The organism is Spirosoma aerolatum, assembly GCF_002056795.1.
In the GTDB taxonomy this organism is placed as follows: Bacteria; Bacteroidota; Bacteroidia; order Cytophagales; family Spirosomataceae; genus Spirosoma; species Spirosoma aerolatum.
In genome coordinates, this window is sequence record NZ_CP020104.1 from 7,434,522 (window position 1) to 7,457,984 (window position 23,463).

The 23,463-nt window shown below is 49.3% G+C and carries 19 protein-coding genes and 1 pseudogene; 10 read left to right on the forward strand and 10 right to left on the reverse strand.

Annotation, left to right across the window (positions count from 1 at the left end; genetic code table 11):
• Nucleotides 1-3: 3 nt before the first annotated feature.
• The 3 genes and pseudogenes from B5M13_RS31015 to B5M13_RS31025 form a co-directional block, all read right to left on the reverse strand.
• Nucleotides 4-2,202: pseudogene (locus B5M13_RS31015) on the reverse strand (S9 family peptidase).
• A 113-nt stretch (nt 2,203-2,315) separates the two neighbouring features.
• The gene (locus B5M13_RS31020) at nt 2,316-2,903 is read right to left on the reverse strand and encodes a YcxB family protein (RefSeq protein WP_080059338.1); all 588 of its coding nucleotides are present in this window, start codon (nt 2,901-2,903) and stop codon (nt 2,316-2,318) included.
• Nucleotides 2,904-2,999: 96 nt separating this feature from the next.
• On the reverse strand, nt 3,000-3,422 hold the full coding sequence (locus tag B5M13_RS31025) for a DUF4783 domain-containing protein (RefSeq protein ID WP_080059340.1): 423 nt from the start codon (nt 3,420-3,422) through the stop codon (nt 3,000-3,002).
• Between the two features lie 134 nt (nt 3,423-3,556).
• Here B5M13_RS31025 and B5M13_RS31030 point away from each other — a divergent pair, with 134 nt between their 5' ends.
• Nucleotides 3,557-4,069, forward strand: a complete 513-nt coding sequence (locus B5M13_RS31030; protein WP_080059342.1) for a phosphoribosyltransferase family protein — start codon at nt 3,557-3,559, stop codon at nt 4,067-4,069.
• A 78-nt stretch (nt 4,070-4,147) separates the two neighbouring features.
• Here the strand turns inward: B5M13_RS31030 and B5M13_RS33770 are convergent, their stop codons facing one another.
• The 3 genes from B5M13_RS33770 to B5M13_RS31040 all read right to left on the reverse strand — a co-directional run bounded on the left by B5M13_RS33770 (nt 4,148) and on the right by B5M13_RS31040 (nt 10,155).
• Nucleotides 4,148-4,324, reverse strand: coding sequence for a hypothetical protein (locus B5M13_RS33770; RefSeq protein WP_170061219.1), 177 nt, complete (start codon nt 4,322-4,324; stop codon nt 4,148-4,150).
• A gap of 95 nt (nt 4,325-4,419) precedes the next feature.
• Nucleotides 4,420-7,416 carry a DEAD/DEAH box helicase gene (locus tag B5M13_RS31035; protein ID WP_080059344.1) on the reverse strand — a complete coding sequence of 999 codons (2,997 nt, stop codon included), beginning with the start codon at nt 7,414-7,416 and terminating at the stop codon, nt 4,420-4,422.
• A gap of 468 nt (nt 7,417-7,884) precedes the next feature.
• Nucleotides 7,885-10,155, reverse strand: a complete 2,271-nt coding sequence (locus B5M13_RS31040; RefSeq protein ID WP_245859586.1) for a hypothetical protein — start codon at nt 10,153-10,155, stop codon at nt 7,885-7,887.
• Between the two features lie 393 nt (nt 10,156-10,548).
• Here B5M13_RS31040 and B5M13_RS31045 point away from each other — a divergent pair, with 393 nt between their 5' ends.
• The 4 genes from B5M13_RS31045 to B5M13_RS31060 all read left to right on the forward strand — a co-directional run bounded on the left by B5M13_RS31045 (nt 10,549) and on the right by B5M13_RS31060 (nt 15,384).
• On the forward strand, nt 10,549-12,483 hold the full coding sequence (locus B5M13_RS31045) for a hypothetical protein (RefSeq protein ID WP_080059346.1): 1,935 nt from the start codon (nt 10,549-10,551) through the stop codon (nt 12,481-12,483).
• A gap of 76 nt (nt 12,484-12,559) precedes the next feature.
• Nucleotides 12,560-13,171: a carbohydrate-binding protein gene (locus tag B5M13_RS31050; protein WP_080059347.1), complete on the forward strand. Its 612-nt coding sequence runs from the start codon at nt 12,560-12,562 to the stop codon at nt 13,169-13,171.
• 710 nt (nt 13,172-13,881) lie between these two features.
• Nucleotides 13,882-14,457 (forward strand): carboxymuconolactone decarboxylase family protein, encoded by a 576-nt coding sequence (locus B5M13_RS31055; RefSeq protein WP_080059349.1) that lies wholly within the window; start codon nt 13,882-13,884, stop codon nt 14,455-14,457.
• Nucleotides 14,458-14,517: 60 nt separating this feature from the next.
• The gene (locus B5M13_RS31060; protein WP_080059351.1) at nt 14,518-15,384 is read left to right on the forward strand and encodes a sigma factor-like helix-turn-helix DNA-binding protein; all 867 of its coding nucleotides are present in this window, start codon (nt 14,518-14,520) and stop codon (nt 15,382-15,384) included.
• Nucleotides 15,385-15,642: 258 nt separating this feature from the next.
• Here the strand turns inward: B5M13_RS31060 and B5M13_RS34335 are convergent, their stop codons facing one another.
• The 4 genes from B5M13_RS34335 to B5M13_RS34350 are packed head-to-tail and all read right to left on the reverse strand — an operon-like array spanning nt 15,643 to nt 17,230.
• On the reverse strand, nt 15,643-16,098 hold the full coding sequence (locus B5M13_RS34335; RefSeq protein WP_245859588.1) for a transposase: 456 nt from the start codon (nt 16,096-16,098) through the stop codon (nt 15,643-15,645).
• On the reverse strand, nt 16,053-16,502 hold the full coding sequence (locus B5M13_RS34340) for a hypothetical protein (protein WP_245859589.1): 450 nt from the start codon (nt 16,500-16,502) through the stop codon (nt 16,053-16,055). The genes B5M13_RS34335 and B5M13_RS34340 overlap by 46 nt, the downstream gene beginning before the upstream one ends.
• Nucleotides 16,459-16,758 (reverse strand): hypothetical protein, encoded by a 300-nt coding sequence (locus tag B5M13_RS34345; protein ID WP_245859590.1) that lies wholly within the window; start codon nt 16,756-16,758, stop codon nt 16,459-16,461. Before B5M13_RS34345 ends, B5M13_RS34340 begins: the two co-directional genes overlap by 44 nt.
• A gap of 28 nt (nt 16,759-16,786) precedes the next feature.
• Complete coding sequence (locus B5M13_RS34350) at nt 16,787-17,230, reverse strand: transposase (protein WP_245859592.1); 444 nt, start codon at nt 17,228-17,230, stop codon at nt 16,787-16,789.
• A gap of 298 nt (nt 17,231-17,528) precedes the next feature.
• Here B5M13_RS34350 and B5M13_RS31070 point away from each other — a divergent pair, with 298 nt between their 5' ends.
• Genes B5M13_RS31070 through B5M13_RS31090 form a run of 5 tightly spaced genes read left to right on the forward strand, consistent with a single transcriptional unit; the run spans nt 17,529 to nt 23,145 of the window.
• Nucleotides 17,529-18,371 (forward strand): SDR family NAD(P)-dependent oxidoreductase, encoded by an 843-nt coding sequence (locus B5M13_RS31070; protein ID WP_080059352.1) that lies wholly within the window; start codon nt 17,529-17,531, stop codon nt 18,369-18,371.
• Between the two features lie 48 nt (nt 18,372-18,419).
• Nucleotides 18,420-19,334: a helix-turn-helix domain-containing protein gene (locus B5M13_RS31075; protein ID WP_080059353.1), complete on the forward strand. Its 915-nt coding sequence runs from the start codon at nt 18,420-18,422 to the stop codon at nt 19,332-19,334.
• 24 nt (nt 19,335-19,358) lie between these two features.
• Nucleotides 19,359-19,877, forward strand: coding sequence for a (2Fe-2S)-binding protein (locus B5M13_RS31080; RefSeq protein ID WP_080059355.1), 519 nt, complete (start codon nt 19,359-19,361; stop codon nt 19,875-19,877).
• Nucleotides 19,878-19,888: 11 nt separating this feature from the next.
• A complete protein-coding gene (locus B5M13_RS31085) occupies nt 19,889-22,072 on the forward strand; it encodes a xanthine dehydrogenase family protein molybdopterin-binding subunit (RefSeq protein ID WP_080059356.1) in 2,184 nt (727 codons plus the stop codon).
• 50 nt (nt 22,073-22,122) lie between these two features.
• Complete coding sequence (locus B5M13_RS31090; protein ID WP_080059357.1) at nt 22,123-23,145, forward strand: NAD-dependent epimerase/dehydratase family protein; 1,023 nt, start codon at nt 22,123-22,125, stop codon at nt 23,143-23,145.
• The last annotated feature ends 318 nt before the right edge of the window (nt 23,146-23,463 follow it).

A 23,463-nucleotide genomic window follows, 5' to 3' on the forward strand; every position in this document is an offset into this window, starting at 1 on the left:
GAGCTATAAATTCTTCTCGACAAAATCCGTCATCATCTGGTAGAGGTGCAAGCGGGTGTTACCTCCATAAATGCCGTGGTTCCGGTTCGGATAGTAAAACGACTGGAATTACTTTCCGGCTGCAATCAGGGCATTTTCGAAAGCCACCGAATTCTGAAAATGAACATTATCGTCGCCTGTTCCATGTACCAGCAAATAAGGGCCACGGAGCTTACTGGCGTGTGTTACCGGCGAATTGTCGTCATAACCTGCTGCATTCTCCTGTGGCCGTTTCAGATAACGTTCGGTATAAATTGTGTCGTAGAATCGCCAGTTGGTAACGGGAGCGACGGAGATTCCGGCTTTGAACACATCGGCACCTAACGTCATACAGAGAGCCGTCATGTACCCCCCATAGCTCCACCCCCAAATGCCAACGCGGCTCTGATCAACATAAGGCAGGGTTTTCAACTGACGGGCTACGGCGATCTGGTCTTCGGTTTCGAGCTTGCCCAACTGTGCGTACGTGACGGTGCGAAATGCCGTTCCGCGTGCACCTGTTCCCCGCCCATCGACCGATACAACGATGTAGCCTTTCTGAGCCAGGGTTTGATACCAGAAGAAATCGCGGCTTTCCCAATCGTTCTTTACCGTCTGCGAACCTGGCCCTCCATACACAAACATCAAGACCGGATATTTTTTAGAACCCGTACTGTCGAACGTTGCGGGACGAATCATCCAGCCATTGAGTGCGGTACCATCGGCTGCTTTGCTTTGAAAAAACTGTTTAGGAGCGATAGCATAGGTCGCCAGCCGACTTTTCAAGCCCTCATTGGCTTCCACTACGCGAAGGTCATTGGTCGATTTCGTATCGCGAAGACTGACCCGCACCGGCGAATCGGCTGCTGTATGATATAACAGATAATAGGAAAAGTCAGGGCTGAACGTAGCCTTATACGTACCCGCCAGCGTAGTTAGCTGCTGCTTGCGCTGCCCATCAATCCCGATTTTATATACATGCCGTTCGAGTGGCGATTGCTCGGTGCTTACATAATAAATCGTCCCCATCTTTTCATCGATCCCTGCCACCGTAATGATTTCAAAGTTGCCGCTGGTGATCGGACGAATGAGCTTCCCGCTAAGGTCATACAGATACAGATGTTTATAGCCGCTGCGTTCGCTGGTCCATAGGAACGACTTACCATCACTCAGGTAAGTCAGATCGTCGGTAAACTCCAGATCAACATAGGTTGGGCTTGTTTCGGTCAACACCACTGTCGATTGGCCCGTTGTAGCGTTTACATGCAGTAGATCGAGTCGATTCTGCAATCGATTCATCCGCCGGATCGAGAGCAGGTTAGCCTGCTTTGTCCATTGAATACGCGGCAGGTATATATCCTTATCGGCCAGGCCCGCTTCTGTTTGCGCCATCACCTTTTTGCCTGACACCACATCAGCTATCCAGACCGATACCTTTGAATTAGCTTCTCCTGCTTTTGGGTATTTGAAACGATATTCGACTGGATATAAGCCTCCCCAAAGCTGCATATCATATTCGGGAACGCGGCTTTCATCGAACCGGATCCAGGCCAGTCGTCGGCTATCGGGCGACCATTCGAACGCACGTGCCATGCTGAATTCCTCTTCATAAACCCAATCCGCTCCCCCATTAATAATAGCGTTTCGCTTCCCATCGGTTGTCAGTCGGGTTTCCTTACCTGTCGCCAGTTCAACCGCAAACAGGTTGTTGTCCCGCACAAACGCCACCCGTTTTCCATCGGGTGAAAAAGTAGCATATTGCTGTTTCCCACCCTTGCTAAGTGGTTTCAAGGACTTGGTGGCGAGTTCGTAGACATAAAATGTGGCCTTACTGGACCGACGGTATATCGGTTCTTCGTTGGTAGTCAGAAGCAGTTTTCGTTCGTCAGCCGACAACTGGTAATCACTCATAGTGATCGGCTTACCGGCCACCGTCGCTTGCCGTCCATCCAGCAATGTCTCGATGGGTAGCCCTGTCGTAATGGCAAATTTGACCACCTTATTACCATCCAGAGTCGTATAAAAGCCCCCGGCTTTCATCCAGTTTACAGCATCGACGGTTCGCTGGTTGAACACACCGGCATTGCGGCCCCAGATGTCATCGAGCGTCACCGGCTTTTTTGTCTGGCCGTAAGCTGTTATGGATAGAATAAAAAGATAGGCTGGAACCAGCAGATTTCTCATTAGTTTAGGTTTGTCTAAGCAAATAAACACAGAGCCACAGAGAACACAATGCACCTCCGTAGTAGGTTTTGTGTTCTTTGCGGCTCTGTGCTGGCAATACAGCTATAACGTGGCTACTTAACGGTTTCGGCCGGAACATTCCCGCCTGGCAATAACCCTTTACGCTTCAGCAGCGCTTCGGTAAATCGCAGGTCATTATCACTTGTGAAAATCGTGAATGGCAAATAGATAAATTGTGCTTTAGAGAGACCCTTGGTTACGGTTTTGGCAAACCAACTGGCTTTTACATTTGCCATAGCGTCGGCATTGTTCAGAAACAAGATGTAGGCCTCTTTGTCTTTGATAACGCTGTCGATCTGGCTCCATTTCAGAATCCCTCCCTCTTTGGCGTTGATTCGCATCAGAATCTGGCGACTATCGATTTCGTAGACGTACTTGTCGAACAAGGCTTTGCTTTGCTCCATCTGCGAAATACCCGTAATCTGAACGGCCCAGAACAGTACATACAAAATGGTCAGCAGGACAATAACAATGTAAATCCAGTAATTTGGATACACATTCGTCAGGTTCAGAACCACATTCAGCAGAATGAGTGCAAGGGGAACAAACGCCCATTTCCAATTCTCTTTCACCCACTGACGCAGGGCAATATTTACGTACGTTTTTTGGTCTAGCGCGTATTTTTTGGTCTTAACAATCATAGTACCTCTACATGAAAGTGCAAAGATACAGGTAAAAATCGTCTGTCGTTTGTTAATCGCGTTCAGGAACAGATGAATTGATGTATGTCCGGCTACTTACCGACTAACAACCGATGATTCTTTTCGAAAATGAAGCGCGTTAATCACATACGTATGATTACTGGTCTGACGCATGAGCACATACACAGAGAACGTTTGGCCATCGGTTTTGTACGTACCTGTACTGTAGCGCAGATGGTCTGAAGCCCCCCGGTATACAAACTGAAAGCTCTGGGGCGGGTATTTTCGAAAGAATGAACGTAAAATCAGTTCGGCATGGGTAGCCTGAACGGCCGAAAATTCGACGTTTTCGGCATCAATGACCAATTCAATGGTTCTGGCAAACCGGGCTGACAACCGACTGGCATCTCCGCTTCGTAACGATACGCCTACGGTTTGTGTTATATCGGTTTCTGTTACGGTAGGTCCGGGCAGTACCCAGAGGTAAAGGCTTACTATAAGACTGACAATCGTGTGCATGGTCGGTTAAATCAGCTTGCATCTATCAGGACTAATGGCGAAAACTATGCCAACTCACCGACCAGAGCGGTTATTTCGTTCCCTAACCGCTTTTTTATCATCTTTACATCCAAATTTCGATCGTCAATTCCTGCATGAACACAGCTCAGCCTACGCTTATCCTTAATTCTGCCCAGATCCATCAGAAAATCAGACGGATAGCGTTCCAGATCTACGAAACCAATTTTGACGAAACGGCATTGCTATTAGCCGGCATTGCGGGTGAGGGGTACATACTAGCTCAAGCATTGGCACGCGAATTGCAAACCATTACTCCCCTTGTCGTTGACCTGATTCGGCTTGATCTGGATAAATCAGCCACCGCCCAGCCTACAGTCCATTACGAGGGGTCGGCCACTGATTTTACGGATAAAGTAGTTATTGTCATTGATGATGTATTATACACGGGCCGGACGTTAGCCTTTAGTCTGCAACCCTTTTTGAGCGTTCCGATTCGGAAATTACAGGTAGCTGTCCTGATTGACCGAAATCATCCCCGTTATCCAGTTGCTGCCGACTATAAAGGCTACGAGTTGAGTACGACCTTAACCGAACATGTAGATGTGGTATTGAGCGATACAGATCGCATGGGCGTGTACTTACGGTAAAGAAAAGCAATAAGGAAGGTCGGACAGAGAGAAGGATTATCAATGCCTTCTCTCTGTCCGACCTTCCTTATTGCTTTTTCAGGCTTTTGTTCCGCGAATCAGGCTAATACCCGCAAAGAAGAAAACCCCACCCAGAATCAGGTATACAAACGAAGCCTGAGCCACGCCACCTTTCGTAAAGTCCATTCCTCCATAGATCAGACCAACCAATCCTATAAGGGTCAGAATGATGCCGAATACGCTTTTGACATTCATACGTTGAGTTATTTATCAGTGAACGATAGTGTTTCTGATGGATAACTATCGCCAGCCAATATCTTCCCGCAAATGCCTAGCTTTTATTAAAGTCCCTACTCCAGTAGCACCATAATGTCCTCTTTCGTAAGTGATTTTACGAAGTTTTCCTCTGTCGTAATCAGACTGCCGGCCAATTGCTGCTTAGCGCGTTGTAAAGAAAGAATTTTCTCTTCGACCGTATTTTTAGCGATGAATTTGTAGGTAAACACCGTCTTTTGCTGCCCAATCCGGTGCGCCCGGTCAACGGCTTGGGCTTCAATAGCTGGGTTCCACCAGGGGTCCAGAATAAATACATAATCGGCCGCCGTCAGGTTATGCCCCAATCCACCAGCTTTTAGCGAAATCAGGAACAGTTTAACCGAATCGTCGGTCTGGAACAACTCAACCTGACTTTGCCGATCGGTAGTCGACCCGTCCAGGTAGGCATACTTGATTCGTTTCTCCTTCAGGTAGTTTTGTACTACATTCAGGTGCTTAATAAACTGGCTGAATACCAAAACTTTGTGATTCTCCGTCATCGCACTTTCCAGCCGCATAATCACATCATCCAGCTTTCCAGAATCCCCTTCGTACTGGGCATCAACCATACGCGGGTGGTTAGCAATCTGCCGGAGCTTGGTCAGCCCCTGCAACACAACCATCTGCGATTTGGCCATACCCTCCTCCTCGATGTGCTCCAGAATCAGATTCCGATAGTACGATTTGGCCTCTTCGTATTGCGCTTCCTGATCGGGAGTCATCTCGCAGTAAAGTACGCTCTCTACTTTTTCGGGCAGATCGGTAGCCACCTGGGCTTTGTTGCGCCGAAGCATAAACGGCTTAATCAGGCTATACAGCCGGCTGGTTTTGGCTTCGTCGTGCCGCTTTTCGATTGGTATCTGAAATTCATTTCGGAAAAACGACTGGCTGCCCAACAACCCCGGATTAATGAAGGACATCTGCGACCAGAGATCCATGGTACTGTTTTCAAGTGGCGTTCCGGTCAGGATGAGCCGATTGGCGGTGTTGAGCTGCATGACGGCTCTGGTAATGTGCGACGATGGGTTTTTGATCGCCTGCGATTCGTCCAGAATCACATAGTTGAACCGATAATCACTTAGGCTATCAATATCGATTCGGACAATTCCATACGATGTCAGAATGAGGTCGTACCCATCAAACTGGGCTGTGTTTTTATCCCGGTATGTACCCGTGTATACCATAATACGCAGGTCGGGCGTAAACTTCCGAGCTTCCAGCTCCCAGTTATAGAGTAGTGAAGTTGGCATAACCAGTAAGCTTGGCTCAGTAGCGCCCGATTCTTTCTGATTTTGCAGCATAGCCAGCGTCATCACGGTTTTGCCAAGACCCATATCATCGGCCAGGCACCCACCAAATCGGTATTGGCGCAAAAAGTTCATCCAGTCATACCCCGCCTGCTGATAAGGCCGCAGCCTACCATTGAAGTGGACCGGCAATGGGAAATGTTCAATTTCTTCAAAATTCCGTAACCGTTCCAGCTTACGACTAATCACCGTAGTGGCGAGGTTATCCCGATCCAGCTCTTCTACCAGGGCCAGGTGATGCTTTTGCAGTACTAATCGCCCATCGGTCGAATCGATGCCATCCAAATGTTCGATAAAGCCAAACAATTCCGAATATTTGGTAAACCAGGCACTCGGAATAACAGCCACCTCACCGTTAGGCAAGGTAAATTCACGCTTCTTAGCCAGAATCAGCTTCCGAAGTTTCAGAAATGGAATTTCATACTCCCCGAATCGAACGTTTGCATAAATATCGAACCAGTCACGCCCTTCCTGAATCGAGACATCAATACTCGAATAACCCAGAAAGTAGCGCTTGGTATTCTGAGCATCCTGCCGAACCAGAAAGCCCGCTTCCTGAAGCTGCTCATTATTCGTGGATAACCAGGCAAAAGCGTCAGACTTAGGAAGCGTTACACGACCATGACGCAAGTCCAGCCCCGAATCGCGTAGAAACGCCAGCTTCTGTTTTTCCAGCCGCTGATCCCGACGAATCTTGTGAAATAGATAGTCGTCGCCTTTTTTCTCTAAACTAACATTGGCGGAAGGCCCAAAGCTATCAAACCGAAACGTGAAGTTTCCGTATTGAAACGCCAGATCAAAGACAATTCGCGGATCAGCTTCTTCGTCCTGTTCCAACGTTTCGACATCACTGCCTCCATTTTGAAACAGCGATACCGGAACCGAACGACTCGACTGTACCATTTCCGATACTGTCAATACGGGAGTTGGCTCCAACACTTCAGCCCGAATTTCGAACCCTTTGGCATATACGTCGTACGAAGCAATTAGCTGCGTTACAAATCGTTCGTAATACTGCTGCTCAATATTACGGGGAATAACAATGTGATTTTTTGTAAAAAAGGGCCGCAGTTTTTTCCCATCCACATTCTTGCTAAAGTGATAGAGCCGATTACCCACCATCATATAGGCAGGCTCGTCGCAGATCATGAGTGCATCCTTAAACTGGAAATCGACACGCTCCGTTTCTACCTCTCCGGCGGTATTCTGACGCGGGTAGCGAATAATCGGAAAATAATGCGTTGAATCGGCATTCCGAACAAAATGAAAGTGAACACGGGCAGGTTCGGGCATCCAGATGATCGGTTGCCAGGCTGGGTTTCCGTCGTTACCCATAATATAGAATGGCCTGCCCGGCATCAACGCCATAATCTGCGCTTTTATCGTTTCAAGATAGCTTCCTATTGTTTCCTGAAGGAGTTTATCCCCTTTCTGTGGATCGTATATTTTCAGTAGGAAATCGACGGCAGGTAATTTTCGCGTATTGAATTTTTTGACGATGGTATCCTGCTGAATACTGTCGATGAGTTTGACCAGCTCAAAATCCTGCTCGTCCAACCCTTTGGCAAACTCACTAACGTTTTGCGTTGATAAGGTTTGATTTTGAAGCGTAAGTTCACCCCGGCTATTTCGCTGGACCACAAAGGCCTCAATCAGGTAGCCTAAAAATTCGTGATCCAGTAATGAATACACGATTTGAAACGGTTGTAAAGGTGAAACTTTCATGCAGACTATACCATTCTGACCCAATCCTTTCGGACCGGCCGGAATGACAGCAAAAGGTGAACACGTTGATTGAAAACTCGGGTGGATCAATCGTTAACCAACTAGCAAAAAAGATCAAAAAGTATTCAGTATGAACGATTTGCGCTTGCTACATAGTTGTCAACGATTTCAAATATACAAATCAAAACAAAACGGACAATAGAGTGTCTGGCAAAAAAAGCAAACGCGATAAAGCATAGGCCGAAAGTTATTATCCGGTAAAATCTTACCTATAAACCCTACACAGATCTTCGCCCAAAAAAGCTAATGAGTAATTGAGCCAAGAATAAATTTTAGATACGACCAGAGCCCTCTGCGTTCATAGGCCCATCAGCTTCTGAACATACGCGTCTTATCACAGCCAGCAAAAATAAAAAGGCCCTGAAAATCAGGGCCTTTTTATTTTTTACTACAGGGGTATATAATCCGTTATCTCCGTTTAGCCAATTGCTTCATGACCAGCTTCCGAAGCTCGTTCACTTCAGATTTAAGTTGCTGATTGACGACTTGTTGCTTTTTATCGCTTTCTTCCAGATGACGGTTGTTCTTTTCCAGCTGGATACTGTATAAAGTTAACTCTTCTATTTTCTTGAGCAACAGCGCATTCATTTTAGCCAGATCAATCCCCTGTTCTGCCATTTGCTCAGCCGAAGGGATTTCGGGCAGATGGTGATTTTGATGAATAAATTTCTCTACTGAGGCCAAAGAACGAAGTGAGTAGGTATGGGTAAAAACAATATCGGCCCAGTCGTCGGGACGATTAACCCGCAACAGGTAGTTCGCCTTCACTACGTCGCCCTGTTCGTTAACTGTTAAAAACTGATCCGCTGTGCGAGCCGATGGGCTCTTGTCTGTCAGATTCGTTAGTCGAAGGCCACTGGCATCAGGCGTTTCACTAACTACTTCAAGCCGGGCCGTGGGTGCCGAGGTACCAATACCTACATTGGCCTTATTTCCCAAAACGACGGCATTACTTACCGCCACCAGGGCATCGGCTCCAATAGCAGTAGCATTGAACAGCGACTCCCCATTATCGGCCAAGACGCCAGCCTCAGAACCTAAAAACGTATTTCGGGAGCCTTTGTCATGTTTCCCGGTGTTGTAGCCGATGTAAACGTTATCGTCAGAATTGATCGAAGCTGGTCCCGCTTTATTACCAATAATGGTATTATTTGATCCAGTAGTTATACTACGCCCCGCATTTACGCCGAAAAACGTATTCCCTTTACCTGATGTAGTCTGAAAACCAGCCTGATACCCCACAAAGGTGTTTGAATCGGCTACGGCATTATAGCCGGCCTGGTAGCCAATAAAGGTACTTCTTTTTCCGGTTTGATTCGTGAAACCGGCTTTAGAGCCCATCATGACATTCCCGTCTACTGTATTATTAAAACCAGCGCTGTCGCCGATCATTACATTTTTGTTGCCGATTTGGTTTTTGTTGGCAGCCCTCAGCCCAACCGACACGTTATTGGAGCCAGATGTGTTACTCAGCCCATTGGCAATTCCTAAAAACGTATTGCCTACTCCTGTTGTATTGAATGAGCCAGTATTGCTACCCATAAAAGCGTTACTGTCACCAGTCGTGTTGTTATACCCAGCAGAATTACCAATAAACAGGTTTCCAAAACCGGTTGTGTTTGTATAGCCCGAATTATTACCGATGAATACGTTTTGAGAACCCGTCGTATTATTCAGACCTGCATATGCACCGATAAAGGCGTTGAAGTTACCCGAAACCGTACTATAGCCAGCGTTAATACCAATCATTGTATTGTTTAACCCAACCGTATTGGATAACCCTGCGTTGCTGCCTAAAAAGGTACTTCCTCCACCAGTAGTATTGGCCTGACCCGCAGCGTTACCGATAAATGTATTACCGGTACCGGTCGTTGTATTCAACCCCGCATTGTAGCCAAGAAATGAATTCTGATAGCCCGTTGTCACATTGCTTCCGGCCCCAAACCCAACGAAGGCATTCTGATAACCCGTTGTGTTGAGGCTGCCAGCCCCTCCGCCCAAAAAGGTATTATTAGCCCCTGTTGTGTTAGCCTGCCCTGCCGAACTTCCCAGAAATGTATTGTTAGAGCCAGTCGTATTGCTATTACCAGCCTGATACCCAAAATACGAATTACCGGACCCACTTGTATTGGCATACCCGGAATTAGCCCCCATAAAGGTATTTGAGAAGCCACTGTCGTTTGAATAGCCGGCATTGTTGCCTACAAATGCGTTGTTAAAACCAATTGTATTGGTTCGACCAGCGCCGTTCCCGACAAACACGTTAAAACTGGCGGTAAGCGTAGAGAAACCCGCTTCATAACCTACAAAGGTATTTCGATTGCCACTGGTCAGGGCCTGGCCGGAAAAAGAGCCGAAGAAGGTGTTATAGCTGCCCGTCGTATTCGATGTACCAGCCCGGTTGCCGATAAAAGAGTTATCAACACCGAGGGTATTAAATTTACCGGCCGCACTACCAATAAACGTATTTTCGTTTCCTTGTGTATTCGTTTGGCCTGCCTGAAATCCTAAAAAAGAGTTGTTGCTCCCCTGCATTGAGCCATTACCCGCCGAAGGACCAGCCAGGGTATTGTAGGAACCAGGTAAAGATGCGTTGGCCGAATTAGCTACATAGCTATTCTGCGCCACTAACGTTTTCGTTGAGAGTAAGAGAAGAAAAGCCGGTATAATTATACGCATACTGGAACAGTTTATTAGTATACATAGGGCATGAAAACTACTCAATAGGTCAACTATTCCCTATCAGTGAACTTACAAGCAAACATCTAGCCAAACCTGTATTCAGAATTTGTATTTCCGTAAATTAACGATGTAGCAACCCCCTGCTAGCGATTTAGTAAGTATTAGAAGCCAATTTTATTATTTCAACCATTCCAAGTTACTAACAGCGAATAAATAAGATACTTTAATAAATTAAACATATTGACGTTTTTGGCCCGGTTTTAGCTGTATACTAGTTCAGTATCCCTTTTAATAGACATTAATCTATATTTTACATTTTTTATTTCCAGGGGATTATTAGTTTATAAATATATGAAACAGTAAACAATACACTAATAAGCTCTCTTCGCTATGCTTGCCGAGACCTATATAACAGCCGCCAACACTGATTTTATACCTGATACAATTACCTACGATACTTATACTACGGCCGCTAACACCGATTTTACGCCTAGTACAACTATAAACGTTCAGATGATTGTCGCCAATCCTGATCTGTTCACACCAGCTGTTCAATGGAATAATGGCAAAGCCCGTATTATAAATACAAAGCAACCCGATCTTGGCGGTGGTGAGTATACATTCTACTATATAGGCGGGATGCCGGCCGTTACAAGCCTGCCAACCACATACGATTTCCGGCCAGGCGATAGTATCTCTATCATTATGGGGATAGCCAATTTACCCAATGCCCCTTATAACTGGATACGCAAAGCCTTTACCCAAATCTTTTTAGGCACAGATCCTCTACCCACAGACCCATCACTGCTACCCTATAAAGTAACACGTCCACCCTGGTTGGCTCCGACTGACATCTGGGTACCACGGGGTATGAAAGAAGCTCCTACGATGACTCTGCCCGACAATCGGGTATTTACCATTGTGCAAAAGCGTACAGATATTACGTCTGATAGCATTGTCTCGGCCAGGAAGGGAGGAGTACTAGCCATAATGGATAGCTCTCTAAGCAATGGTCAACGAGTGAATTGGACGCACAGCATTAACCTGGCTGTTCCGGGCGCCCCTGGGCCCTATACCGGTACCGAAGCCGGGGCCTACCCCGGCAAGAGCCTCAGCACCGACGACATCAACCGTGCCAGCAATACCATCCCATGCGCCCTCTTCGAAGCCAATGAGATTCAGGAAGGGGCTTATGGTATGCCAGATACGGCCCCCCAATACTCAGCCTGGTACGAAGCCAGGCGACGAAAATATGCCGACCCTACGCTCAACTCGCTGGGCATTCCCTACCGAGACTTTGGTACCTATGGCGGCACAGCCAACTACAACGGCGATCCCTGGAACTATCAGGTACCAGGGGGGGGGAATACCATGCCCAATAATGCCCTCTTCAAAAGTAAAATCCTGTCGGTGGATGGGGCCCGGCAAACCTGCAACTATTTTGCGATTCTGAAAGACAAGGGCGTAGGGGCTATCATCAAGCACTATGCCGACACGCCTGACTATGCCAGCCGGTATTACAACAAGGCGTTTGCCGCCGAGGTGATGGCCAAAGGCATGGATGAGACACGGCCCGGCATTGCCCCTTCTAAGCTCATCTACCTGGATTGGGGAAAGGTAGAAGGGCTTGGTTCAGATAATGTAGCCTTACACAATGGCTACCATTATATCCGGCAGGTAGGTAATCTGGGTGCCATTAATACCGACCGACATCCTCAGGTAGACTACGACTGGCAGGTAGGCAACATCTTCTGCATTGGTTTCTGCCGCACCATTGGCTACATGGTGTTCGATGTCAGAAGCCAGTATGACCAGTATGGAACAAACCCCAATGAGGTCAAAGCGAACGATCCGAATGCAGGACCCGGCAACTGGACCTGGCAACCCAAAGTAGCCAACACCCCAGCGCCCATTACCTCGGCCGGTTACCCAACCGAGCCCTGCCGATGGCACGATGCGGGCTTCGAAGCCGCTTACTACTACGCTCAATGTGCCCGCACCGAGGGCACACCCTGGCAGTACTGCCGCTATCAGTTCAAGGATACCGGGGTCTGGGTCGAGCCCAAAACCGATGGCACCACCATTCTGGAACATGCGTCGGCCTTCGATGGGCCTTATGTCAACACCCCTAACGCCCGTCGGGGTCGCCCCGATGCGATGTACCGTATCAAGGAGAATGCGGTGGATGTGTGGGTGTTCGATCCGAGTCGGGGCAAGAACAGTTACGAGACGTTGGTTCTCAATCCGGTACCCAATGTCATGATCGAGGTGAACGTACAGGGAAGCAAGCTGGCCCTGTTCAACACCGTCCAATTCCTTTTTTGACCCACCAAATTTATAACACATGAATAGTACCCCATAAACAATGAATATAACCAGAACCTAAATCAGCAGAACTAGTATGGCAATCGGCACACAACTAGTACGTATCCGTCGCACCAGCGATGGGCAGGAAATTTACCAGGCAACCACGACGCGTGATACCGACGTCTACCCACTTACCAGTGCGGGACAGGCAGCGTTTGAGGCAGCGGCAAGTGCGGGAAGTTTTACCCTTACAGTAGATAATGGAGCAATAATACCGGCGGGTACGCGCCCACCGCTTGTCAAACCAGGTACAGGACCTGGTGCGGCTTTCTCTCAAAAGATACAGGCCGAAGATGCAACGGGTACAGGCACTTACACCGGCCAATCGGGCGACAATACCCTAAAAGGCCCTTATACGTCCAGCAGCGATTACCTGCTTTATGCCATAACCGATGCTCCTAGTACAGCCTCCAACTACACGTTAGCCATCCGCTACCAAACCAATTCCCAGACGCCGGGTACTGCTACAGTCATTGTCAATTCGACTACTACAATCGACTTCCCGCTAGAGGGCACTGATGGCGGAAAGCGTACGTATACTATGGGTATTTCATTGAATGCAGGTAGCAACCGGATTCGGATACAAGGCAAATCGGGTACATCTTTTTATCAGGACTATATTCTTGTTACACGCCCAGCCAGTTAATAATCCACGGGATCACACTAAAACTGACTTAACTGGGTACGTAGGCTATTTTTACCCTTGTCATTTTACAAATCTGACACACCGGGAAGGCTTCGAACCTCCAACCTGCGGTTTTGGATGGGGAATACAAATACTGCGGGTGAACAGTCGTGGGGTAATTACCTGGTGAGTGTCGATGAGATGTAGAAACAAACGGGGTGCAATCGGTTATCAAACGTGCCAGAGCTGAAAGAAGCGAAATTTCAGATTTTGATGGGTACGTTGACGACTATTTTTAAGCCCCAGCGGTAGTAACTACAGCATTGACCGCACCCATTACCGCTGGGGCGACAATAGGCTCAGTTTTGAATCCGGCCATTTACGGGATGGCCGGACTGGCGACGGGCGCGTCAATCGCGATTTACGACTTCTTCGTCTCTAAAAAAGTCCGGCGCGAAAAACTGGCAGCCAATAGGTATTCATATCGATACCGCAGAAAAGGAATTCAGCAGAGCCCGTAGCCGCTAGTTAGCTAATCATCGTGTCAAGATATCAAAAGTCCAGGGCACTTCTGTCGTATTGTATAGTTAAGTCGATTAGGAACGTAGCGACTAGAAGCGTACCAGGAAACTATAGTTTTACCCTGTCGAGAACTAAGACGATAATAAAAAATAAAGCCGTATTGTCACAAAACCACCCTTAGCTGGTCTTAGCTTAAAACGCTAACGCCAATGGATACTCCGTTTTTACCCCCCATTGAAAAGCCCAAAAGCTTACTTTGGAAGTTGCTCTACTTTTTTACCCGGAAACGGTTCGGCAAAGTCATTACGCCCCTGAAAGTAATGGCCGTCCGTTTGCCCATCGCTTTCGGTTCCTTTTCAGGTAAAATTGCTCAGCTTGATAAAAAGCTCCAATTACCTGCCGAAACGGTTATGCTGGTGCGGGAACGGGTAGCCCAACTCAATGTGTGCCTGTTCTGCATCGATATAGGCCGGGCTTACACCATTATGGCCTCCATGAACCAGGCCAAGTTCGATGCCTTATCAGACTACATGCACAGTCCACTCTTTTCGGAAAAGGAAAAGGTGTTGCTTGATTTTGTCAGTCGGCTAACCCGGGACCGCCAGATGGATTCCGAGCTGTTCCATAAACTGGCCCAACACTATGACGAGCGCGCAATCTGCGAGATTGTCTGGATAGTAGCCTCTGAATTTTATTATAACATCGGTAATATTGGCCTAAATATTCATTCCGACATGATCTGTGATCTAGCGCAAAAAAAGCAGCTCAACCCGTTACCGACTTAGTTCCTACGGTGTAAACCAGCAAAATGTAGGTTAAGAACATTGACCAGCTTTTAACTGCTTATGGTGATTAGTGCTCAAGTGCTTCTACTTCGTCCCTACCTGTTTCGCATTGCCTATGACATGCTGGGTATGATCGAAGAAGCCGAAGACATCGTTCAGGACGTCTACGAAAAATGGCTGTCGGTGGATAGGGTCAACGACCCAAAGGCCTACCTGGGCCGAATGACGGTCAATAAGAGCATCAACCGGCTCCAGGAGCTGAAAAAACAGCGGGAAAGCTACACGGGTCCCTGGCTGCCTGAACCTTACATTACCCTGGATGAGGAGCAGCCTCCAACGATTGAATACGGCCTGCTGTTTCTGATGGAACGGCTAACCCCCGTTGAACGGGCCGTATTTATTCTTAAGGAAAGTTTTTCAGAAGACTATCGCAATATCGCTGAACTCACCGGCCAATCAGCCGACAACTGCCGTCAGTTACTCCACCGGGCGCGAGCTAAACTCACCAGAGTCAAACCCCAGCCAGTCGAACCAGCAACCCAGCGCGCCCTTACGCAGGCGTTCCTAACCGCTTTACAGCAGCAGGATCGCCATGCGCTCAATCAGTTGCTTCGATCAGACATTGACTTATTCAGTGATGGAGGAGGCAAACGGGCCGCTGGCCTGAAGCCCCTGTCTGGCCTTCAGAAGGTGTTACGGTTTTTGCTCGGTGTCATGCAGTTACCAGAGAATCAGGGCAATGAATTTATTCACCGACCTGCTTATGTCAATGGGCAACCTGCCTCCCTTATTTTTCACAGGGAAACGGGCGAACTGGATTCGATGACCTACATTGCCTCGGATGCCACTCAAATCACCCGGCTTTTGTATGTGCGGAACCCCGACAAACTCCATATTCAATCAGCATTGCCTGATAAGTCCTCCTAGGTAAAGCCTGTTTATGGGAAGAACTGGCCCCTATTTCTGAGTTACAAGTGTTGCCTAAACTCATTTGAACTATCAAAATGATACGTTGTTTTTCGAGATGACATTTTGAGACGGCTGAGTAGACCTGAGTAGGGGTAAGCCAATAGTGTTGTATTCTATCTCGGGAAAACGGGCGTGGCTGTTGCACAACTCCGTTTTCTACGTTGATTTTTCATTGCCTGATAAGCTAATGGGATTTCTTGCTATTGTCTTCTCATCTCAGTTGAGAAAAAGCGTGGCCAAGTCTAGAAAAAGGCCTTGAGAAGCCGATGACCATTCCACTCTTAGGGCTATGGCCTGGCTGAGAGTGGACTTGGTGGTGAACTTCATGTACTTCTTCAAATTGAAGGCAATTGCCGCCATCAGCATCACCTTGTGAGCCCCAGCTTTACCCCGCACATTAATCTTGCATAACCCATTGTACTCCACCAGACTACCTAAGACCGGCTCCACCGTCCGTTGACGAAGCTTTTTCATGCGCTTGCCCCGCCGACCTTGCTGGCGCTCCAAGGCTCGACGATAGAACGGATCATAGGCCGTCCGGATAAATTGTCGGCATTGGCTTTTGGGTACACAGGTGGGTTTAAGCGGACATTGTTTGCAGTCCTGGTAATCCGCCCGGTAGACTTTCAACAAACCAGTTTCAGCATGGGTGGCAAAGGTCTTGAAAAGCAATCGCTTGCCAGCGGAACAAGTAAAGTAATCCCCCTCCGAATCATAGGGAAAGCCTTCGATGTGTGGCTTGTAGTGGCCAAAGACAGGTATCCAGCCGCACCGGCGGACCGTCCGTAATGTTCCACCCTTCCAGCAAGGCGTAGTTGCTGCTGTTTGAGTAACCGCACCGGCCGCCCGGCTGTATCAGCCAATATCTCTTCTAAACGTAGTTCATTGGATGCCAACCGCTGCTGAAGCTTGAGGGTGATATCAGGCAGGTATTGGCTGTCCCGGCCATCGGCAAAATCGGCCTGCACATGACTAATAACGCCTTCGGCGGTATCCACTGCCAGGCTACAAGGGTAGTTGAGTTTGCGGGCTTTACCGCCGGGCCGCCGTTGTGGGCTTAATCGAGATGAGCGCATCAGGGTCGGTAGGGCTGTAGTGGGTCTTGTTGCTCAGCAACTGGGCTTTTACGTTGCTAGCGCCTAGGGTTGTCGGTGCATTCTTCAAGTTTTGCTGATGCTTTTTCAGCCTTCTTAACGGGTGCTCGGCCGCGGTAATAACCGACCCAGTTTGACGGTTGCTGGGCTTCGGGCTCACTTTCTCATTCTGATCCTCGACCGATTGGACCAGCTTGGGGCCAGGTAAATTGGGTTGTTTTTCGAGCATCGTTTCCATCAACGCATTCGCTTTGACCGGAGCAGAATCAATGGCAACCCGCCGACCAGCTACCGCAGCGGCGGACCGTCATATTGTTGGCCACACACAGGCTGAATACTTTGTCAAATAGTAACTCAAAAAGTGCTTCCGGGTAAAGCTGGCGGGTACGGCTCAGCGTGGAGTGCCAAGGTAATGGCTCATCAAGGTTGTACCCCAGGAAATACAGCATATCCAGGCGCATGGAGCAATGCTCGACCAACTTTCTGTCGGAAGATATATTCTCCAGACAACCGATAAGCATGAATTTGAAAAAGACCACGGGGTCAATCGAGGGATTGCTCGTTGAGCCATAACATTCTTTAGTATGTTCATAGAGGAACGTCAGATCAAGCGTCTCCTTCAGCCGACGATAGAAGTTATGCTTAGGGACGCGGCTGGACAGCTGAAAACAAGTAATGCGCTTTTCGGCGTAGTCTTTTCGGCCTTGCATCCCTTAAGATACAAAAAAGGCCACTTATATTCCTAAGCAGAGTTGTGCAACAGCCACGCTCCCCAATGAGACGAAGGAGCATTCATAAATCTACTGCTTAAATGGGGCGTTTTATATGACGGCTCAGACCTGACGAGTTGGTGCAACCATTTATTGGGCTGAGCTGCCTTTACTAACTAGTTCATACACTACCACATAACCCCATCAGCAAGTCGGATACGATTTCTCCGAACTCGGATACTTTTTTACGATCAACGCCTACCATCTTTGCCTTTGTCATACATAAGCCAACAACAGGATGGAAAGCGAGAAAAAAACAAAAACCTGGTTTATCACTGGCGCGTCGAAGGGGATGGGTTTAGCCTTGGTCAAATTACTGCTGGCCAAGGGACACGCTGTAGCTGCCACCTCCCGAAACAAGCAGGCCATGAGTCGCCAGATTCATGGTTATACGGAGACCTTTTTGCCTCTGGAGATGGATCTGACAGCGGAGGAAAGCGTCCAAAACGCCATCCAGCAGACTGTGGAAACATTTGGCCGACTGGATGTAGTGGTCAATAATGCGGGCTTTGCCTACGTGGGTAGTCTGGAAGAGATGACCGATCAAGAGTTTCGCTATGCCCTGGATGTGAACCTGTTTGGTACCGTTAACGTCATTCGGGCAGCCATGCCCTATTTACGTCAGCAACGGAGTGGGCACATTATCAACATTGCCTCGGCCGGTGGCTACGTAGCCGTGGCCAATCTAGGTAGTTATGCGGCTTCCAAATTTGCCATGGTCGGTCTAACCGAATCGCTGGCCGCTGAAATAAAGCCGCTGGGTGTTTACGCGACTGTGGTCTTGCCCGGCTCGTTTCGAACTCAGTTTCTGGAAGATGGCTCCTTAACCTACGTCAAGACGCCCATTGCCGAGTACGGCAGTGAGAAAACCCTGGACGGGATGAGCAAACGGGCGGGTACCCAGCCCGGCGATCCGGATAAGCTGGTCGCCCAACTCGTGAGACTTGCCGATTACCAAACGCCCCCTGTCCACCTGATTTTGGGTCCGGACAGTTACCGCATGATCATGGAAAAACGGGACAGGGATCTGGCGGAGTTTGAGGCCTATAAGGAAACAACGATGTCGACCAACCTCGACTAATCGTTACCCATCAGCCGAACGCCCCTGGATTAATTTGTTTGCTTTTCTATGAAAGAGTCATCGCCTTACCCTATCCGGACCATTGCGGAATACCACCAGCTCTTAGGACTACCCAAGCCCAGGCATCCCCTTTTCAGTGTGATTGATCACCAGGACGTCACCCAGTTTTCGGACGACCGGTTGCGGACCAAAACCTACGGATTCTACACCATTAGCATGAAAAAAGGGTATGTAGGTACCATGAAATATGGGCAAACTTATTACGACTTCGATGAAGGGGCAATGGTCTTTCACGGTCCCCGGCAGGTCATCACCTCCGAACTGACGGATGAGCTGCAACTCAGGGGATGGAGTCTTCTGATTCATCCCGATTTCATCCATCCCTATCCGCTGTTCAATCGGTTGAAAGCATACGGCTTTTTCTCCTACGCGCTCAGTGAAGCCCTGCATCCTTCCGAGCAGGAAATCCAGCTCATCGAAACGCTCATGGGCACCATACGCTACGAATACCAGGCTGGCATTGATAACTTCAGCCAGGATATTCTCATCAGCCAGCTGGAACTGCTGCTCAACTACTGTAACCGGTTTTATCATCGGCAGTTTCTCACCCGCAAAAAAGCCAATCACGACGTACTGTCCCGATTGGAAGCCTGGCTTCAGGATTATTTTGCCACTGATAAAGCCGCCCGCTTGGGCGTTCCGACGGTGCAGCAGGTAGCCGACCAACTGCAGCTGTCGACGGCTTACCTAAGCGACATGCTCCGAGTTTTGACGGGACAGAGTGCCCAGCAGCACCTAACCGATCATGTTATTGAGCGGGGCAAAGAACTACTGGCGACCACCTCCCTGACGGTGGGTGAAATTGCCTTTCGACTTGGCTACGAGAATCCGCAAGGCTTTCATAAGCTGTTTAAGGCTAAAACCCAGCAGACACCCCTGGCCTTCCGGGCCGCTATGAATTAAGCCATTCGTTAACACCCTGACATTATGAAACCCTACACGCTAATGATTAACGGCAAAGCCTATTCGGTAACAGCCGATCCGACGATGCCGCTACTGTGGGTCATTCGGGATGTGGTGGGCCTGAAAGGCACCAAGTTTGGTTGCGGGATGGGACTCTGTGGAGCCTGTACAGTTCACCTGGACGGCCAGCCCATCCGTTCCTGCCAGATACCCATCGACCTCATCAAAAGGAACCAAACCATTATGACGATTGAAGGCCTTTCGAAAGCGGGTGATCATATCGTGCAAAAAGCCTGGGTGGAGCACCAGGTGCCGCAGTGCGGCTATTGTCAATCGGGGCAGATCATGTCCGCAGTTGCCTTGCTGAAAGCGAATCCGTCACCAACGGATGCTGACATTGACGCGGCCATGGGGGGCAATATCTGCCGATGTGGTACCTACGTCCGCATCCGGCAGGCTATTCACTCGGCGGCTTCGGCCATGCGCCAGGCGAAGAAGGCCACTCCGTCATCCCCCGCCAAAAAACAGCCTTCGGTCCGATAACCTCACCCCATATGACTTCCCACAATCTTTCCCGACGGGCGTTTATTCGTCGTACGAGTGTATCGGGAGCGGCCTTATTACTTGGTATATCGACAGGAGGGCCGTCATTCCTCGTTGCGCAGACGGACCCACTGGCCCGTCCACCCGAGAATTTCAGCCCTTATATTCAGATCGATCCCTTGGGCGTCATTACGCTTTATAATCCCAAACCCGAACTGGGGCAAGGTACATTTCAGTCCCTACCCGCCCTTATTTGCGAAGAGCTGGAGGTGACCTTGGAGCAGGTGACGATTGTTCATACCAACGGCGAGAAAATCTTTGGGGACAGTCAGTTTTCGGCGGGGAGTATGTCGGTTAAATCCCTCTATACCGCCTTGCGAACGGTAGGCGCTGCGGCCCGCCAGATGCTGCTAATGGCGGCCAGCCAGCGGTGGGCCGTTCCAATTGAAACCTGCTACGCTCAGCAAGGCAGGATCGTTCACCGGCCAACGGGTCGGCAATTTACGTATGGGGAACTAGCCGGGGAAGCAGCACAACTGACCGTTCCTCAACATCCACCTCTAAAAGAGCCGGCTAATTTTACCTTAATCGGTAAATCAGTGCCCAGACCCGATGTGCCGGCCAAAACCACGGGAGAGACAGTGTTTGGCATCGATGTCGACTTACCGGGGATGCTTTACGCGTCCATTGAACGTTGTCCGGTAATCGGCGGTAAATTGGTCAAATTTGATGCCAGCAAAGCCTTGAGGATGCCGGGTGTAGCCGGAGTCTTTCCCGTAAAACGCACCCTGGGCCGGTATGAATACACGGGCGTCGGCATTGTTGCCCGTTCGTATTGGGCGGCCTTACAGGCTCGCAAAGGCCTGATAATCGACTGGGATGTTGAGGGACTGAATACTTTTGCCAGTGCGGAGTTTGAGAACACCCTGCGCGCCCTACATACCCAACCCGGCCTGGCGATCAACCCCGTAGGCGATTTTGAAACAGCTTACGCCCAGGCTCCCCGGCACCTGGAAGCGTTTTATGAAACCCCTATGGTGGCCCATTCGCCGATGGAGCCCATGAACTGCGTGGCCCTCTGGTCGGGCGAGCAGGTTGAGATTTGGGTATCGACTCAGGTACCGGGTGCGCTGACCGGCAGTGGTCCTTCGTTTATGGTCGATTTGCCCAAAACCCTGGGTATCCCGGCCGAAAACATCACCCTGCATACCCAGTTTTGTGGCGGGGGCTTTGGCCGCCGGTTATACCTGGATTTTATCGTGGAAGCCATTGAACTAGCCAAGCTTACGGGTAAACCCGTCAAATCCGTCTGGACAAGAGAAGACACGACCCAGCAGGGACCCTTCCGACCCATGACGTTTTCGGCGATGAAAGCGGGACTATCATCCGAAGGAAAGGTTCTGGCTTTTCAGCACAAGATCATTGCCCCTTCGATTGCTGAATCCCTGAGTGGGACGTTTGATGGAACCAAACTGGATGGCCGCATGAGTGAGGGCGTCAGTGATCAGGCCTACGAGATAGGGGCCATGAAGAACACCTACGTGCGGGCCGATACGCATATTCCACTGGGTTCGTGGCGATCGGTGACCTCGTCGACCACGGCTTTTGCCCATGAGTGCTTTATCGATGAGCTGGCCCATCAGGCGGGGCAAGACCCGCTGGCGTTTCGCCTGGCCATGCTGACCAAAGCCTCGGACACCAAACGGATGCTGCTCAAGCTGAAAGACGTATCGGGCTGGGACAAACCACTTCCGGCCGGAAGAGCCCGAGGAATCGCTCAGTGGGCATTTTTTGCGGGTCTGTGCGGACAAGTCGTTGAGGTATCTCGTCAACCGGACGGCCAGATTAAGGTTGACAAGGTGGTGGCCGTCATTGATCTGGGTACGGTTGTTCATCCTGATAACGTAAAAAATCAGGTGGAAGGTGCGATTGTCATGGCCCTAACGGCGGCCACCAAACCCGGAATTACGTTTGCAGGCGGGAAGGTAACGCAAAGCAATTTTCATGATAGCCCTGTCTTACGGATGAATGAGACGCCAAAAATCGAGGTGCATATTCTGGCGGATGGCGGTCCCATGAAAGGCGTTGGCGAACCCGGTTTACCCCCGCTGGCTCCAGCCCTGGCCAATGCCCTATTTGCCTTGACGGGCAAACGGCTTCGTACACTTCCCATTGATTTAGCTAGCATCCGATAAACCCACTGGGGGCTTCCTGCTTATCATTATTCAAAATCGTCCGAAACTATATGCGTGTATTATTAACAGGTGTTTCCAGTTTTCTGGGCGCGCATACGGCTATTCAACTGCTGGAAAAGGGGTATCAGGTAGTAGGAACGCTGCGAGACATAGGTCGCGCCAACGACATGCGCACCATCATTGGCCAACACACCGATAAAATTGAACAGCTGGCGTTTGTGGAAGCAGATCTGGCCGACACGGCGATATGGGATAAGCTGGTAGAGGGAGTTGACTTTGTGCAGCATATTGCCTCCCCCTTCCCGCATGGTGAACCAACTCATGAAGCGAATGTCATCGTGCCCGCCAAAGAAGGTACGCTAGCCATTCTCAAAGCCGCTTCGAAGCATCAGCTAAAACGGGTCGTGCTGACGTCGGCTATTGGTGCATCATTCTACGGTAAGCCAAAGGGCCAACAGAGCGGTGTATATGATGAAACTGTCTGGACCGATGAAACGAACCGGGCGGATACGACGGCGTATTACCGGAGTAAAACCATCGCGGAAAAAGCCGCCTGGGCGTTTATGGAGCAGGATGCCAGTGGGTTGGAACTAACGACGGTGTTACCTGGCGCGCTGCTAGGACCCGTGTTGGAGAAAGATTATGGCCATACTCCTGAAATCATCTTGAACTTGCTGAACCGCCGTGTACCTGCCGTTCCCAACGTAGGCTTTGATTTGGTCGATGTGCGATCAGCAGCCGATTTGCTTCTACGAGCCATGGAGGCCTCTCAGGCCGCTGGCCAACGGTTTTTGGGCACAGCCGGTTATTTATCGTTTCGACAAATCGCAGCGCTACTAAACGAAAACTACCCAGATCGAAAAATACCTTCTGGCACCATACCCAGCTGGCTACTGCAGGTTTTGGGCTGGTTTGATCCATCGTTAGCGGCCGTAGTCGTTGATCTGGACAAAGAACGCAAAGGCAACAGTAACAAAGCAAAGCAACTGCTGGATTGGCAACCCATTAACAGTAGAGAAGCGGTGTTATCCTGTGCAGATAGTATGTTTCGAGTCGGACTGATTAGCGAATGAGGAAGATGGGTTAAGTCATTCGCTATGACCTGAGAAAGATTTCTATCCCTATAGAATGAACAAGTTAACCCAGTTAATGTCTCCAACCACTGGTTCTCAAAATAACGCTCCCACCTGAGACGAGTGGAGTCTCACGATCTGTTCATCGGGCGTTTTGAGGACGATTATCATCTAGAATCTATCAACTCCGGTTAATAGCAGACGAACTACCTTGTCCTGATTGGAAGCGGAGGTTTTTTTGCACGCAAGTAGCCAGTTGTTATAAACGAAATACCAATCGTTCGGTTTAGTCCCCTCTCTACGCCCACGATGTTTGTT

Bases quoted from the DNA above. Each gene is read 5' to 3' on its own strand.
- B5M13_RS31075 (WP_080059353.1), top strand. From the start codon at position 18,420: ATGAAAGAGTCATCGCCTTACCCTATCCGGACCATTGCGGAATACCAC.
- B5M13_RS34350 (WP_245859592.1), bottom strand. From the start codon at position 17,230: ATGCAAGGCCGAAAAGACTACGCCGAAAAGCGCATTACTTGTTTTCAG.
- B5M13_RS31090 (WP_080059357.1), top strand. From the start codon at position 22,123: ATGCGTGTATTATTAACAGGTGTTTCCAGTTTTCTGGGCGCGCATACG.
- B5M13_RS31030 (WP_080059342.1), top strand. From the start codon at position 3,557: ATGAACACAGCTCAGCCTACGCTTATCCTTAATTCTGCCCAGATCCAT.
- B5M13_RS31035 (WP_080059344.1), bottom strand. From the start codon at position 7,416: ATGAAAGTTTCACCTTTACAACCGTTTCAAATCGTGTATTCATTACTG.
- B5M13_RS31055 (WP_080059349.1), top strand. From the start codon at position 13,882: ATGGATACTCCGTTTTTACCCCCCATTGAAAAGCCCAAAAGCTTACTT.
- B5M13_RS34340 (WP_245859589.1), bottom strand. From the start codon at position 16,502: ATGCGCTCATCTCGATTAAGCCCACAACGGCGGCCCGGCGGTAAAGCC.
- B5M13_RS31025 (WP_080059340.1), bottom strand. From the start codon at position 3,422: ATGCACACGATTGTCAGTCTTATAGTAAGCCTTTACCTCTGGGTACTG.
- B5M13_RS31060 (WP_080059351.1), top strand. From the start codon at position 14,518: ATGGTGATTAGTGCTCAAGTGCTTCTACTTCGTCCCTACCTGTTTCGC.
- B5M13_RS31045 (WP_080059346.1), top strand. From the start codon at position 10,549: ATGCTTGCCGAGACCTATATAACAGCCGCCAACACTGATTTTATACCT.
- B5M13_RS31085 (WP_080059356.1), top strand. From the start codon at position 19,889: ATGACTTCCCACAATCTTTCCCGACGGGCGTTTATTCGTCGTACGAGT.
- B5M13_RS31080 (WP_080059355.1), top strand. From the start codon at position 19,359: ATGAAACCCTACACGCTAATGATTAACGGCAAAGCCTATTCGGTAACA.
- B5M13_RS31020 (WP_080059338.1), bottom strand. From the start codon at position 2,903: ATGATTGTTAAGACCAAAAAATACGCGCTAGACCAAAAAACGTACGTA.
- B5M13_RS31040 (WP_245859586.1), bottom strand. From the start codon at position 10,155: ATGCGTATAATTATACCGGCTTTTCTTCTCTTACTCTCAACGAAAACG.
- B5M13_RS33770 (WP_170061219.1), bottom strand. From the start codon at position 4,324: ATGAATGTCAAAAGCGTATTCGGCATCATTCTGACCCTTATAGGATTG.
- B5M13_RS31070 (WP_080059352.1), top strand. From the start codon at position 17,529: ATGGAAAGCGAGAAAAAAACAAAAACCTGGTTTATCACTGGCGCGTCG.
- B5M13_RS34345 (WP_245859590.1), bottom strand. From the start codon at position 16,758: ATGGAAACGATGCTCGAAAAACAACCCAATTTACCTGGCCCCAAGCTG.
- B5M13_RS31050 (WP_080059347.1), top strand. From the start codon at position 12,560: ATGGCAATCGGCACACAACTAGTACGTATCCGTCGCACCAGCGATGGG.